Below are 14,071 nucleotides of genomic sequence, written 5' to 3'. Positions count from 1 at the left end.
CGCGGAGAGGACCGACGGCCGCGGCGAAGAGCGCCCGTCCGCTGGAGAAGAACCTCAGACGCGCTCCCCGGTCCTGAATGACCGCCCTACGGAGTACGGAGAAGGACGGGCGCTCACAGAGACTCCGAACCTTCATGCCGGCAGATCAGCCGGGCCTGGTTCTCCGGAGAAGAGAACCAGGCCCTGCTCGTTCTCGCCCGCCTGCCTTCGGGTCACACCTGCGCCCAGCCCGCGACCGAATTCGGCGTGGGCCGACCAGCAAGGTCCGTCTCGCGCGGCACGGCCGGTGCTTACCTCTGGCTTTCGTCCCCCTCAGCTCTACCTCGACGAACACCGGTCCCTCCAGCAGATCGCCACCCCTACCGGCTTCTCCTGTCACCTTGCGCCGTACCGTCGGACAGACGGGAACGCCAGGACCACCGCGACAGCGGTCAGCTGCCACAACACACCGAACCCGAGGAGCCGGTCTGCCCCCACGATTTTCGACACGGGCCCGGCCAGCGCCAGCCCGAGCGGCCCCAGGGCGAAGGCGCCCAGGCTGTCGAACGCACTGACGCGTCCGCGGACCTCGGCGGGGATCTCACGCTGGATGACGGTCGTCACGAGGGTGTTGCACACCGCTGCACCAGCTCCCGCGAGGAGTGCGGCCGCGGCCACCCAGCCCAGCGGCAATCGCGTCGCCAACGCTGCTGCCGGGAGTGCCCAGCCCACGGATGCGGCCACGGACCAGACGAGGGCCCGGCTGGGGTTCCTGCCGAGCAGTGCCAGGCCGCTGCCGATCGAGCCGATACCGTACAGGGCCAGCACCAGCCCCCAGGCACTGGCACCACCGAGCCGCTGCTGGGCAAGAGTCGGTCCCAGCACCAGGAACGGTGCCCAGAGGACGAAGTTGAAGAGGCTGATGTGGAGGGTGGTGACCCACAGCCACGTCCGGGAGGTGAACTCCTTCCAGCCGCGTCCGAGATCGGTGAACAACCCATGGCGGGGCGCGGCCAACTGTGACAGGGGCAGCCCAGCCAGAGCCAGAGCGCTCAGGCCGTAGCTGACCGCGTCGACAGCGACCACGATGCCCGCATCAGAAACAGCGATGAGCAGACCGGCCAGACCTGGACCTGCGACCGAGGCCACAGCCTGGGTGATCTGTAGCAGCGCGTTGGCGTCCGCAAGGTCGCCTGCGGGAACGAGGCCGGGCACCAGAGCCGTCAGGCCGGGGCTGAACGCCCCCTCACCGATTCCGAGGACCACCGCCAGTACGATCACTTCCCATACCTTCGCGCTATGAGTGAGCAGCTGTACGGCCAGCGCGCCCTGAGCGGTGAACCGGAGCAGATCCGCTGTCAGCATGACCGCACGGGCTCCGAGCCGATCGGTGAACACGCCGCCGAGCAGCAGTACGACCAGCACCGCGAGGATCCGCGCCGCCATCACCACGCCGACGGCGTTGACCCCGCCGCCAGGCATCTGTAGCACGGCGAAGGCCGTTCCGATCGTGTTCATCCCGCTGCCGAGCAACGATGTGCTCTGGCCGATGAGGAAGCGGCGGTACCGGGAGTACCGCAGCGTGCGCAGGCGGTGAGGCGCCGTTCGGGGCCTGGGTGCAGCGGGCGGGCGAGTGCGAAGCGTCATGCCCCCGCACTTTCCCTCCGTCAACCTATTCCCTGCAAGCGTTTCCGAGAAAGAAATCCGAATCTTTCCCGGGCAATTTCCTTTCCGGGTGATTGGTGCAGTAAATAGCCTGAATTTACTGCAACATGCCTGATGGTAGGCTCGGCTGTAGAAGGATGGGGCAGGCTCCATGGGGCCTATTTACTGCGGATGGCCAGTATGAGTCAGCAGCAAACCGACGGAGTGGGAACGCCTCGCCCGGCGCCGGTCGAGTACAGCGCAGCCGTTGACCGTTATCTCGCCGCGGCCGATCTCGGCAGTGCCTCCCGACGCGTCTACCGCATCTCGCTGCTCGGGTGGTCCTGGCCATTGGTCGATCGCCGGGCTCCGACCGGTCGTGAGCGCCGGGGCGCCCATGCGCCCGTTGTTCCTCTTGCCTTGCTCGACGACCCGAAGGCCCCGCAGCGGCTGCAACGGGCACTGGCCGACCGCGCCGCCGCTGCTGAACCACGCACACTGGCCCGCGAACTGGCCTGCCTCCGAGCAGCTACGGCGTGGTGGCTGGCAGAAGGCTGGATCACCGCAGACCCGGCTGCCGGACTGGCACCGCCGACGCTGCGTCCTGGACCGGCACCGGACCCTTCTGGTGCGTCCGCGGCTGCGAGGGCGACTGCCGCAGACCAGGATCGGGCCGGCGCCGCCCTCGCCTTGCGGGCTTCGCTCAGGGAGTTGACTCTGTGGCACCTCCTCCACGAGTCGAGAGCCCCCGTCGAACAGGTACTCGCCCTCAACATCGACCACCTCGACCTGCCCAGCCGACGTACCAGGGCGCCCGCGGCAGCAGCCCTGAGCTGGGGATGGGGCACGGCACGCCTGCTGCCCATGCTGCTGGCCGGGCGCACCGCGGGGCCGGTGTTCGTCACCGACCGGAGGGCCCCCGCCTCCACGCCGGCAGTTGACCGCTGCCCGGTGACCGGCCGAAGACGGCTTTCCTACCGCCGGGCCGCGGAGCTCTTCACCGCTGCGACCAGACCACTCGATCCAGCGGGCCGCGGCTGGACCCTGCTTGTCCTGCGCGACCGGGCACCCCGGAACAGGACGATCCCCGGATGACGCGCCGGGGCAGGTCGACGAGCCTTGGACGAGCCCTCGCGTCCCAGGGCCGAAGTGGCATCGGCCAGATCATGGAAGCGACCATGAAAGTAGGCACACGCGGGCCGGTGGGTGGTCGGAACACGTGAGAGCGCCGGCTACCGGCTCGGGCGACGCCCGAGAGGCGTGGCGAGAAAGGTCAAGGGCCCTCACGAGATGGTGAGGACCCTCGAAGTCATCGGGCCTGGTCGAACAGCCGCGCCCTCATGAGGCGGTTGCTGCTGGAGCGGTCGAGCCGTGCCCTTCCATGCCGACACCAGCCCGCCTTACGCCGGGCAGTACGGCGGTCGCCGCACCGACCTGACAGACGGCGCGGTCGCCCCGGGCACGGCGCAGTACCGCGGCGTGGGAGACGCGGGCCTCTGCTCGATCGCCGACCGAACGGCTCCGCCCCACAGGCTGACGTCGCCGAAGCCGTCTTTTGCGCAAGGGTTGACGGCGCAGGTCAGCACGTTTTAGGTGGAGGGCTTCTCCTTTGTGGAGGGCCTCTCCTTCAGTCCTGGGGGTGGCGCAGCAGGCGGCCGTCGACGGTTCCGTGTCTGTCGGCGTACCACTGGATCGTGTCCCTGACGGTGAGCGGGCAGGGGCACGTCGCGGTATTCGCCGTTCTTGCGGTGTTCGAGGCGGGCGTAGTGGCCGGTGGTCCGGTTGACCTGTTCGGTGATCCGGTGGACGTCGTCGGCGACGATGTTGCGCAGGTTGACGGCGGCGTACTCACCGAAGCGCATCGCCCCGTGGACCGCGCCCCGCTCCGCCTTCGTCCGGCTTTGCGGCCCGGCCTGCTTCCTGGCGTTGCAAACCGACTCCCGCGACTGATGCTGACAGTTTGCTGACCGCCAGGCATCGGGCACGCCGCTGACGTGCGGAAACCCTGATGAAGTGCGCTATGTGGCGGAACTTCGTCGGGCGCAGCCACGCGGACATCGTCCGGGCCCGGCAGGAGTGGGAGGAGGCGTCCGACCGGTTCGGCGCCGTCGAGGGCTACCCCGGGGCGCCCCTGCCCGTCCCGGCGCTGCCCCACGCCATCCTCACCCCGCGCCGCAACCCGCCGCGGGCCTGACCCCGCCCGCCCGCGCCGACGGCACGCGAGGGCGGGGACCGCAAGGCGGAGCCGCCGCGCCGGGGCGCGGCGGCGGACCGGCCGGGAGGCGGTCGGTCAGGGAGCCGGGGGCTCGTCGTCGGACTCGGTCGGCCACTTGGACAGCAGCTCCTCGAAAGCGTCCATCCCCAGCAGGAGCAGCAACATCGCGATCGGCGTGCACAGCGCTACCAGAACCATGGAGCCTCCCGAGGGGAGCACCAGCGGACCCTTCACCCGGCCCGGCCGGCGGCACGCGGCAAGGCATCTCCAGTCTGCGGCCGAATGGGGTAACGCGCACGTCGGAGGGCGGCCGGCGGCCGCCCGTCCTCACTCCCTCGGAGGCTTGACCGCGATGTCCAGATAGAAGGAGTCGATGCTGCGGACCGCCGCCTCGAACTCCTCCAGGTTCACCGGCTTGGTGACATAGGCGTTGGCGTGGTGGTGATAGGCGCCGGTGACGTCGTCGGGCGCGGCCGACGTGGTGAGGACGACGACCGGGATGGTCCGCAGGTCGGGGTCCTCCTTGACGACGGCCAGGAACTCCCGGCCGTTCATGCGCGGCATGTTGAGGTCGAGCACGATCAGATCGGGCCGCTCGTTGGCCGTGTCGCGCAGATAGTCCAGGGCCGCGATCCCGTCGGAGACCTGGGTGAGGTTGCGGGTGCCCCGCTCGGCGAGGGCGTCCTGGATGAGCATCGCGTCGGCGATGTCGTCCTCGACCAGCAGCACGTCGTGGGGGCGGGTGGTGGCGGCCATGAGTCACGGGCTCCGGGGGGTGGGCGGCGGATGAGAGGTGCGTCGTGGGTGTTCCGCCCGGTCGCGGACCGAACCGGACCGGGCACCGGCAAGGCTAAGGCGTCGATCTCGCCGTGGACAACATGTGTTGGCGGACGGTGGGTACAGTGTGCTTGGCCCGCGCCTGACCGGGGCCGCAACCGCTGAGGGAGAGACACGAGCCGGGATGCAGAGCAAGCCGTCGGACACCGCGGGTGCCTTCTCCGGCTGGACCACCCGCCGCTGGCTGCGTACGGGGGTCCTCACCACCCTGGCCGTCCTCGCGGTCCTGGGATCGCTGGGCGGCTGGGCCACGTGGCGCACCTCACAGCTCACCGCCGACCTGGTCGACCGGCGCTCGCCCGCGCTGGTCCAGGCCCTGCGGGTGGAACAGGGCCTGGTCAACCAGGAGACCGGGATCCGGGGCTACGGACTGTCGGGCCGCACCGACTTCCTCCAGCCCTACGCCCAGGGCGTACGCGACGAACAGGCCGCGCTCGGGCGGCTGCGCACCCTGGTCGCGGACGACGACCGCGCCGGTGCCGACCTGGCCGAGGTCGAGCGGCTGGCCGAGGACTGGCAGCGGCGCGTGGCCCGCCCCGTCGCCGCCGCCTCCGCCGAGGAGGCCGTGCGGCTCGCCACCCAGCGGGCGAGGGACGGCAAGGGCGCCTTCGACGCGCTGCGCTCCGCGATGTCCCGCCAGCAGTCCCACCTCCAGAACGAGAACGCCGCGGGCATCCACGACCTGCGGCAGGCGGTGGCCCTGCGCAACTGGACGTTCGCGGGCATCGCCGTCGTCATCGTGCTGGTGGCGGCGCTGGTCTTCGAGGGTCTGCGCCGCGGCATCACCGGTCCGCTCAGCCGGCTGAGCGCGGACGCCCGGGACGTCGCCGGCGGCCGCTTCGACCACGCCCTGACCGGCACCGGACCCGCCGACCTGCGCCGGCTGGCCGAGGACGTGGAGTCCATGCGGCTGCGCCTGGTGAAGGAGCTCCAGTTCAGCGAGGAGTCCCGCACCCTGCTGGACGAGCAGGCGGAGGACCTGCGCCGCTCCAACACGGAACTGGAGCAGTTCGCCTACGTCGCCTCGCACGACCTCCAGGAACCGCTGCGCAAGGTGTCGAGCTTCACACAGCTGCTGCAACGCCGCTACGGCGGCCAATTGGACGACAGGGCCGACCAGTACATCGCGTTCGCCGTCGACGGCGCCAACCGCATGCAGACCCTCATCAACGACCTGCTGGCCTTCTCCCGGGTCGGCCGGGTGCACAACGACCACCGCTCCGTCGACCTGGAGTCGGTCTTCGGCCGCACCCTCGACGACCTCGGCGTGGCCGTCGAGGAGACCGGCGCCGAGATCACCCACGACCCGCTGCCCACCGTCGTCGGGGACGCCACCCAACTGGGCATCCTCTGGCAGAACCTGCTGTCCAACGCCATCAAGTTCCGCAGCCCCGACCACCCGCCGCACGTCCATGTCAGCGCCTCCGAGGACGACGGCACCTGGGAGTTCGCCGTCAGCGACAACGGCATCGGCATCGCCCCGGAGTTCCGGGAGAAGGTCTTCGTCATCTTCCAGCGGCTGCACACCAAGGACGCCTACCCGGGCACCGGCATCGGACTGGCCATGTGCAAGAAGGTCGTGGAGTTCCACGGCGGAAGGATCCGGATCGACCCCGACTACAAACTGGGCACCCGCGTGATCTTCACCCTCCCCGCCTCCGCCGCGGACACGGCGTCCGGGCAGAGACCGGAGCCCCCGCTCACCGTTCCGTCCCCGGGCCGCCCGGAGTCCCCGGAGGGAACGACCCAGCCGTGACCGATCCCGCCGTGACCGACCGAGACGCCGGCCGCGTGGACCGGTTCCGCATCCTGCTGGTGGAAGACGACGACGGGGACGCGCTCCTGGTCGAGGAACTCCTCTACGACACCGACCTGCCGCACACTCTGACCCGCTGCCGCACGGCCGCCGAGGCGCGCGGCGCGCTCGCCGCGCACCCCGTCGACTGCGTCCTGCTGGACCTCCATCTGCCCGACGCGTCAGGGGTGGAGACGGTCCAGGCGATCGAGCCGGACACCCAGGCCGCCATCATCGTCCTGACCGGACTCGACGAACCCCGCGCCGGTGTCGACGCGTTGGCCGCGGGCGCCCAGGACTACCTGGTCAAGGGCAAGGTCGAACCCGACCTGATGCAGCGCGCCGTCCGCTACGCCATCCAGCGAAAGCAGGCCGAACGCGCCAACGCCGCCCTCCAGATCGGACGCCTGCGCGCCGAGGAGAACGCCCGCCTGGAACGCGGGCTGCTGCCCGAACCGCTGCTGTCCTCCGCCGTCGTCACCACCTCCAGCCGCTACTACCCGGGCCGGGCGCAGGCCCTGCTCGGCGGCGACTTCCTCGACGTCGTCCAGACCGGCGACGGGCAGGTCCACGCCGTCATCGGCGACGTCAGCGGGCACGGCCCCGACGCGGCCGCCCTCGGGGTCTGCCTGCGCATAGCCTGGCGCGCCCTGACCCTCGGCGGCCACCGGGACCAGCACCTGCTCACCCTGCTGGAACAGATCCACATCGCCGAGCGCACCGGCAGCGACCTGTTCGCCACCTGCACCCTCATCACCCTCGACCCGGACGCGGCCACCCTGACCCTGCACCTGGCCGGCCACCACGAACCGCTCCTCGTCACCCCGGACGGCACCCGCCAGGTCACCGCCGCGCACGGCATCGCCCTCGGGATCGCCCCCGGACTGGGCAAGTGGACCCCCACCACCCTCGAACTCCCGCCCCGCGGCGGGCTCATCGTCTACACCGACGGCCTGATCGAGGGGTTCGCCGACAGCACCGAGGCCCGGCTCGGGGTGGAGGGCCTGCTGCGCATCATCGACACCATCGACGATCCCGACCCCGGCGCCCACCTCGACCGGCTGATCGCCCGCACCCGCACCCTCAACGCCGACCGGCACACCGACGACCTGGCCGTGCTGCGCCTGGACTGGGACACCGGCCGTGTCCCGGCCGCCGGCCGGAGCCCCGAGCGGTAGGGCCCAAGCCGCGTCCGCCGCTGTCGCACGCGCTGTTACAGGACCAGGACAAAGCGCCGATGAACGCCCGCGCCCAGGGCGTCGTCGTAACTGATGAGTGCGCCAATCGGCACGATCGTGACGGTCGGCGCGAAACGCGGTTCTGATCAGAAAAGGGGCAGATCTGTGATGGTCTCGAAGCGGCGCTCCCTGCGCACGGCCGTCGTCGGTGTTCTCGGCGCGGCCTCCCTCGCCCTCGCGGGCACCGCGACGGCAGCCACCGCGGCACCCGCCGCGGCCTCCGGAGTCGTCGCACAGAAGTCCGTGGCCGCCACGGCGGGCATCACGGCCACGCCGTCCGCGACCTCCGTCCGCGCCTGGGAGCTGTTCCGGGTCACGGGCCGGACCACCGGGCTCAAGGCGGGCAGCAAGGTGACCCTCCAGCAGAAGCAGCACGGCACGTGGGTCAGCCTGCCCGCGTCCATGAACACCTCGCGGACCGGTTCCTACTCCCTCGGGGTCAAGCTCGGCCTCAAGGGCAGGAACGACCTCCGCATCGTCAGCGGCACGACGGCCTCCCCGGTCTTCCAGGTGACCGTCCGCTGACCCTCGCCGCCACGAGCACACCCCGACACCGGCACCGGGCCGTCCAGGCCCGGTGCCGGTGTCGTACCACGGCGGCCCGGGAGGGCCCGGAGATCCGGACGCCGATCTCCGGTGCGCCGGTACTACGTACGGCGAGCCGATCGCCAGTACCGTAGGAACAACTATGCCGAAGATTATCGACCACGATCAGCGACGCCGGGAAATCGTCGCGGTCGCGAAGAAGCTCATCATCCAGGGCGGGTTCGAGGCCGCGACGATGAGGAGCATCGTCGCCGAGGCGGGTTTCGCCAACGGCGCGCTCAAGCGCTACTTCCCCAGCAAGGACAGCATCGTCGCCGCCACCTTCGAGAGCGTGCTCGCGGAGATGAACGAGCGGATGGTCGCGAGCGAACCGGCGCCGGACCCCAGGGAGGCGCTGCGCCGCGATCTGGAGGCCACCCTGCCGCTGGACCAGTACCGCATCGACTCCGCCCGGGTGCTGCTCGCGCTGTGGGAGCACTCGCTGGACAACGAGGACCTCGCCACGCTCTACCGCGAACACCTCATGGAGTGGCGCCGCAGGCTTGCCGCACGGATCGCCGAGGCGCGCGGCCGGGGCGAGGCGCCCGACGCGCCCGCCGTGCACACGCTCGCGGGCGAGATCATCGGCCTGGCCGTCGGCGCCAACGTCACCTCGCTGATGTTCCCCGCCGGAGCACTCGTCCCCGAGCACCGCGCCTATGTCGACCGGTGGATGCGCAACCTCGACGGCTGACCCCGGCCCCGGGACCGCCCGGGAGCCGGGGAGCGGCGCCGGGCCGGGCGGCGGCACGGCACCCCCGCGCGGCCGGTCGCCGGTCGGCCCCGGCCGCGCGGGCACGCCGGGCTACCGGCGCCAGAACAGGTGGTGCGTGACGCCGCTCGGGCTGGGCACGACGTCCAGGTGGAACCGGTCGAGCAGGTCGTCGGGCGAGTCCCACAGCCGCAGTCCGGAGCCGAGCTTCACCGGCGAGACCGCCACGTGCAGGGTGTCGACGAGACCGGCGTCCAGGAACTCCCGGACGGTGGTCACCCCGCCGCCCAGCCGCACGTCCTTGCCCCGCGCCGCCTCCCGGGCCCGCTCCAGCACCGAGGCCGGTTCGCCGCCGACGAAGTGGAACGTGGTGTCGGACAGGGTGATCGGCGGCCGCTCGTGGTGGGTCAGGACGAACACCGGTGTGTGGAACGGCGGTTCGTCGCCCCACCAGCCCTGCCACTCGTGGTCCTGCCAGGGCCCGCGCTGGGGCCCGAACTTGTTGCGGCCCATGATCTCGGCGCCGATGTTGTTCCCGAAGTCCCGCGTCATGTAGTCGTCGAGGCCCCGGCTGCCGCCGGGTTCGGTGCGCCGGGGCCAGCTCGCCGTGGCACCGGCCCAGGAGAACAGCCGCTCGGGATCGACATGCCCGAACGGCCTCTCGAAGGTCTGGTCCTCGCCGGCGGCGACACCGTCGCTCGACACGTTGAAGTTCTGCACTCTCAGCAACTGGGCCATGGGGATCCTCCCTGGGGCGGTGATGTCACGGGTGAGACTTCGCGAACCGGTGGAACTCATCGCCGTGCGCCCGCCTTTCTAGGCGTCGCCGCCCTGTCCCGGTGACCGCTCGACCGCCCGCCGCAGCAGTGCGAGGAACTGCTCCCGCTCCTTCGGGGTGAACGGCGCGAGGATCCGCTCGCTCACGGCCGTGACCCGGGGCGCGAGGGCGACGGCCAGAGCGCGGCCCTCCTCGGTGAGGCGCACCACCTTGCGCCTGCGGTCGTCCGCGTCCTGGGCGATGTCCACCAGGCCCCGCTGCCGCAGCCGCCGCAGCAGCGGCGCCGCGGTCGACTTGTCGAGATGGGCGCGCGCGCCGAGGGTGCCCTGGTCCATGTCGCCGTGGGCGTCCAGCAGGCTCAGCACGGTGAACTGCGGCCCCGTCACGTCCTGGTGCACCGCCTCGTACCACAGCCGGGTGTGCACCTGGTTCAGCCGGCGGGCCAGCGGTCCCGGTCCGTCGAGCGCCTCCAGGGGAGTGGGCCCGGGTGCGCTCTCGTCGGTCATGGGTGCCGCCTCCGCCGCATTTGATTCAGGACGTGTACGTACTATACCGTCCGAGGAAGTAGGGCGTGTACGTCATAACTGACTGTGACAGGAAGGGTGGCGAAGTGAGAATCGTCGTCGCGATGACCGGGGCCACCGGGGCGCCCATCGGCGTGCGCCTGCTCCAAGCGCTGGGAGAGCTCGGCGTCGAGACACACCTCGTGGTCAGCCGCTGGGCCAGGGCCACCCTGGCCCAGGAGACCCCGTACTCGATGCGGGACCTGCGGGAGATGGCCTCGGTGTGCCACGGGCCGGACGACCAGGCCGCGCCGGTCTCCAGCGGGTCCTTCCGGGTCGACGGCATGGTCGTCGCACCGTGCAGCATGAAGACCCTGGCCTCCGTCCGCACGGGCTACGGCGCCGATCTGATCAGCCGCTGCGCCGACGTGATGCTCAAGGAGCGGCGCAGGCTCGTCCTGGTGGCCCGGGAGACCCCGCTGTCGGCCGTGCACCTGGAGAACATGCTGGAGCTGACCCGGATGGGCGCCGTCGTCATGCCGCCCGTCCCCGCGTTCTACAACGGTCCGGAGACCGTCGCCGACCTCGTCGAGCACATCGTCGCGCGCGTCCTCGACCAGTTCGGCCTGGACCTGCCCACCGCGCGGCGCTGGCAGGGCATGAAGGCGGCCCCGCACCCGGCCCCCGGCACCGCCCTCGCACCCCTCCCGCCCGCAGCCTCCTCCGCAGCAAAGGACCTCTCATGACCCAACACGGCAGCGCGCTCAACTTCCGGGACTTCGTGTCCGAACTGCTCGCCGCCGGCGACGCGGTCGACATCCGCGAGCCGGTCAGCCCCACCCTGGAGGCCGCGGCCGTCACCCGGCGCGTCTACGACACCAGGAGCCCCGCCCCGCTGTTCAGCCGGCTGACCGAGGGCGACGAGGGATTCCGTCTCCTCGGCGCCCCCGCCGGGCTCGGCTCGTGCCCGGGGCAGACCTACGGGCGCCTCGCCGCCCACTTCGGCCTGGGGCGCGACACCACCCCGCGCGACCTGCTCGAACACCTCGTCGAGGCCATGGACGCGGCCCCCGTCCCCCCGCGGATCGTGCCGACCGGCCCCTGCAAGGAGAACGTCCTCACCGGCGACGCCGTCGACCTGACGCGCTTCCCGGTGCCGCTGCTGCACCAGCAGGACGGCGGGCGGTACTTCGGGACGTACGGCTTCCATGTGGTGCGCACCCCGGACGGATCCTGGACCAGCTGGTCGGTCAGCCGCACAATGCTGCACGGCCCCACCACCCTGGTCGGCCCGGCCATGCCGCAGCAGCACCTCGGCATGATCCACCGGATGTGGCGCGAGCGCGGCGAACGCACCCCCTGGGCCATGGTGCTCGGCGCCCCGCCCGCCGCCCTGGCCGCGGCCGGTATGCCGCTGCCCGCCGAGGTGGACGAGGACGGCTACGTCGGCGCCCTGACCGGCACCCCGGTCGACGTCATGCGCACCGAGACCAACGGCCTGTACGTCCCGGCCAACGCCGAGATCGTGCTGGAGGGGTACATCAGCCCCGACGAGACGGCCCCCGAAGGACCGATGGGGGAGTACCACGGGTACGCCTTCAGCGAGGGCAGGCCGCAGCCCGTCTTCCACGTCGAGGCCGTCACCCACCGGGACCGCGCGATCCTGCCCTTCTGCGTGGCGGGCGTCCCCCCGGAGGAGAACCACACCGTGTGGGGCACCATGATCTCGGCCGCGAGCCTGCACCGGCTGCGCGCCCAGGGCCTGCCCGTCTCGCTGGCCTGGTGCTCCTACGAGGCCGCGACCTGCTGGATCGTGGTCGCCGTCGACACCCGGAAACTGGCCGCGACGGGCCTGACCGAACGGCGGCTCGCCGACGCCGTCGCCGAGGCGCTCTTCGGCTCCCACACCGGCTGGCTGGTGCCCAAGGTGCTGCTGGTGGCCGACGACATCGACATCACCGACATCGACCAGGTGGTGTGGGCCCTGGCCACCCGCCACCACCCCGCCACCGGCCACTACGTCTACCCCGAGGCGCCGGGCATCCCCATGGTCCCCTATCTCACCGACGACGAGGTGCGCGCCGGGCGGGGCGGCAAGTCCGTCGTCAGCTGCCTGCTCCCCGCCGACTTCGAGGGCGAGACCAGAGGCGTCACCGCGTCCTTCCGGAACTCCTTCCCCGAGGACGTGCGCCGCCGGGTGACCGACAGGTGGACCGCGTACGGATTCCCGGCCCCCTCCGAGACACCGCGCCCGGCGGCCTGAGCGGGGCGGCATCTGCCGCGAACGCCTCCCGGAGAAGGGCGCGAACGGCCACCGGTTAGCATGTTCGAACTCATGACCATCGGCCTGATCACCCGTTCTTCACCGGAAAACCATGCCAACCAGCATCATTAGCCAGCAATATGTCCACAACCTACTCAATGGGCTAAACAATTGAAGAACACATCGAAGCGAATATCCGCCCGAGCGGTGCTGTGGACCGCCGCGGGCGTGGCGGTCGTCGGGTTCCTCGTCGCGCTGGAGATCGCCGCACGCGGATACGGCGTTCCGGGGCCGATCACCAACCAGGCCCGGGAGATCGTCTTCGCGCCGCGCTCGGGCCCGCTGCTGTACGCGGGGCTCGCGCTGCTGATGGTGGTGCTGACCTGGCGGCAGCGGCTCGTCGCGGCGTGCACGGCCCTCGGTATCGACGTCGTGTTCCTGCTGGTGCGCTGGGCGGCCGGTGCCGGACCGGCCTTCGGCAACGGCGCGCTGTGGGTGGTCCTGGGCTGCGCGGTCCTCGCGTTCACCCGGCGCACCGGCCAGGAGCGCGCGCTGCTGCTCAAGGGCGTCGGACTGGCCCTGCTGCTGGTGGCGGGCCACAAGACGGGTGACACCTGGCTGCTCATCACCTCCAAGACCCGCCCGTCGGTGCTCGACCAGTACGTGGCGACCACCGACCACGCGCTCGGCAACCCCTCCTGGCTGGTCGGCCGCGCCCTGGAGGCCACCGGACCGGTCGGCTCCCACCTCCTGCACCTCGTCTACGGCCAGCTCCCGCTGGCGGCCGCCCTCGTCGGCCTCTACCAGCTGCGCAACGTCGCGGCCGAGCGCCGCTTCCCCAGCCACCACCTGGTGCGCACCTTCCTGGCCATCGGCCTGATCGGACCGGCCATCTACATGATCTTCCCGGTGGTCGGACCGGTCTTCGCCTACGGCCCCGACGGCGGCCACTGGGCGACGGCCGACCTGTGGCCGGACACCCTCGCGCCGCTCGGCACCCCGCACGCGATGCCGTTCGACGAGATCACCCCGCGCAACTGCATGCCCAGCCTGCACACCGCGTGGGCCACCACGCTCTTCATCCACTCCCGCAAGGGCTCGCGGGCCATGCGCTGGGCGGGCACCTTCTGGCTGGTCGCCACCCTCACCGCGACGCTGGGCTTCGGCTACCACTACGGCGCCGACCTCGTCGCCGGTGTGGTCTTCGCACTGACCGTCGAGGCCACGATGCGCTCGCTCGCCCGCGGCTGGGACCGGTCGGCCACCCGCTTCGTCGCCCACGGCACGGTGGTCTTCGCCGCACTCCTGGTCGCGTACCGCTATCTGGCGACCGAGCTGGCCGGACAGCCGTGGCTGTTCGGACCCCTGCTCCTGCTGGCGATGGGCTCGGTGATCCTCGGCTACGTCCGGACCATGAGGCTCTGGGACCCGGAACCGGCCCTGGTGCCCCGCCCGGAACCGCAGCCCGAACCCGTGTGACCCCCGGGCCGACCGGGGGCCGAGCGCCGCGAGGGCGGGGCCG

The 14,071-nt window shown here is 71.4% G+C and carries 15 protein-coding genes; 10 read left to right on the top strand and 5 right to left on the bottom strand.

Annotated elements, in window-relative coordinates:
• Window positions 1–375 precede the first annotated feature (375 nt).
• Window positions 376–1,626: an MFS transporter gene (locus B086_RS0127970; protein ID WP_018569741.1), complete on the bottom strand. Its 1,251-nt coding sequence runs from the start codon at window positions 1,624–1,626 to the stop codon at window positions 376–378.
• A 198-nt stretch (window positions 1,627–1,824) separates the two neighbouring features.
• Between B086_RS0127970 and B086_RS43285 the strand changes: the two genes are divergently transcribed.
• From B086_RS43285 to B086_RS43275, 3 genes are all read left to right on the top strand, one after another.
• Window positions 1,825–2,718 (top strand): hypothetical protein, encoded by an 894-nt coding sequence (locus B086_RS43285; RefSeq protein WP_078531234.1) that lies wholly within the window; start codon window positions 1,825–1,827, stop codon window positions 2,716–2,718.
• Between the two features lie 599 nt (window positions 2,719–3,317).
• Window positions 3,318–3,590 (top strand): hypothetical protein, encoded by a 273-nt coding sequence (locus B086_RS44770; RefSeq protein WP_158690437.1) that lies wholly within the window; start codon window positions 3,318–3,320, stop codon window positions 3,588–3,590.
• Window positions 3,591–3,631: 41 nt separating this feature from the next.
• Window positions 3,632–3,817, top strand: coding sequence for a hypothetical protein (locus tag B086_RS43275; RefSeq protein ID WP_420712577.1), 186 nt, complete (start codon window positions 3,632–3,634; stop codon window positions 3,815–3,817).
• Between the two features lie 96 nt (window positions 3,818–3,913).
• On the opposite strand, the gene B086_RS45980 is transcribed toward B086_RS43275, so the two are convergent.
• Both B086_RS45980 and B086_RS0127945 read right to left on the bottom strand, forming a co-directional pair.
• Complete coding sequence (locus B086_RS45980; protein ID WP_018569737.1) at window positions 3,914–4,036, bottom strand: hypothetical protein; 123 nt, start codon at window positions 4,034–4,036, stop codon at window positions 3,914–3,916.
• 129 nt (window positions 4,037–4,165) lie between these two features.
• Window positions 4,166–4,594, bottom strand: a complete 429-nt coding sequence (locus tag B086_RS0127945; protein ID WP_018569736.1) for a response regulator — start codon at window positions 4,592–4,594, stop codon at window positions 4,166–4,168.
• A gap of 205 nt (window positions 4,595–4,799) precedes the next feature.
• Between B086_RS0127945 and B086_RS0127940 the strand changes: the two genes are divergently transcribed.
• From B086_RS0127940 to B086_RS0127925, 4 genes are all read left to right on the top strand, one after another.
• Window positions 4,800–6,431 carry a HAMP domain-containing histidine kinase gene (locus B086_RS0127940; RefSeq protein ID WP_018569735.1) on the top strand — a complete coding sequence of 544 codons (1,632 nt, stop codon included), beginning with the start codon at window positions 4,800–4,802 and terminating at the stop codon, window positions 6,429–6,431.
• A gap of 11 nt (window positions 6,432–6,442) precedes the next feature.
• On the top strand, window positions 6,443–7,648 hold the full coding sequence (locus B086_RS0127935; protein ID WP_026252838.1) for a PP2C family protein-serine/threonine phosphatase: 1,206 nt from the start codon (window positions 6,443–6,445) through the stop codon (window positions 7,646–7,648).
• Between the two features lie 168 nt (window positions 7,649–7,816).
• The gene (locus tag B086_RS0127930) at window positions 7,817–8,233 is read left to right on the top strand and encodes a hypothetical protein (protein ID WP_018569733.1); all 417 of its coding nucleotides are present in this window, start codon (window positions 7,817–7,819) and stop codon (window positions 8,231–8,233) included.
• Between the two features lie 163 nt (window positions 8,234–8,396).
• The gene (locus B086_RS0127925; protein WP_018569732.1) at window positions 8,397–8,987 is read left to right on the top strand and encodes a TetR/AcrR family transcriptional regulator; all 591 of its coding nucleotides are present in this window, start codon (window positions 8,397–8,399) and stop codon (window positions 8,985–8,987) included.
• A gap of 111 nt (window positions 8,988–9,098) precedes the next feature.
• Here the strand turns inward: B086_RS0127925 and B086_RS0127920 are convergent, their stop codons facing one another.
• Window positions 9,099–9,743 carry a dihydrofolate reductase family protein gene (locus tag B086_RS0127920; RefSeq protein WP_018569731.1) on the bottom strand — a complete coding sequence of 215 codons (645 nt, stop codon included), beginning with the start codon at window positions 9,741–9,743 and terminating at the stop codon, window positions 9,099–9,101.
• 78 nt (window positions 9,744–9,821) lie between these two features.
• A complete protein-coding gene (locus B086_RS0127915; RefSeq protein WP_018569730.1) occupies window positions 9,822–10,289 on the bottom strand; it encodes a MarR family winged helix-turn-helix transcriptional regulator in 468 nt (155 codons plus the stop codon).
• A gap of 104 nt (window positions 10,290–10,393) precedes the next feature.
• On the opposite strand from B086_RS0127915, the gene B086_RS41030 reads away from it, so the two are divergent.
• From B086_RS41030 to B086_RS0127900, 3 genes are all read left to right on the top strand, one after another.
• Complete coding sequence (locus B086_RS41030; protein WP_051115936.1) at window positions 10,394–11,032, top strand: UbiX family flavin prenyltransferase; 639 nt, start codon at window positions 10,394–10,396, stop codon at window positions 11,030–11,032.
• Window positions 11,029–12,549: a UbiD family decarboxylase gene (locus B086_RS0127905; RefSeq protein ID WP_018569728.1), complete on the top strand. Its 1,521-nt coding sequence runs from the start codon at window positions 11,029–11,031 to the stop codon at window positions 12,547–12,549. Before B086_RS41030 ends, B086_RS0127905 begins: the two co-directional genes overlap by 4 nt.
• A gap of 207 nt (window positions 12,550–12,756) precedes the next feature.
• Complete coding sequence (locus B086_RS0127900) at window positions 12,757–14,028, top strand: phosphatase PAP2 family protein (RefSeq protein ID WP_018569727.1); 1,272 nt, start codon at window positions 12,757–12,759, stop codon at window positions 14,026–14,028.
• Window positions 14,029–14,071 lie beyond the last annotated feature (43 nt).

It is taken from the genome of Streptomyces sp. PsTaAH-124, assembly GCF_000373685.1.
Lineage (GTDB): Bacteria > Actinomycetota > Actinomycetes > Streptomycetales > Streptomycetaceae > Streptomyces > Streptomyces andamanensis.
The sequence above is the reverse complement of the archived record's forward strand: the minus strand, read 5'-3'. Positions and strand labels throughout refer to the sequence as shown.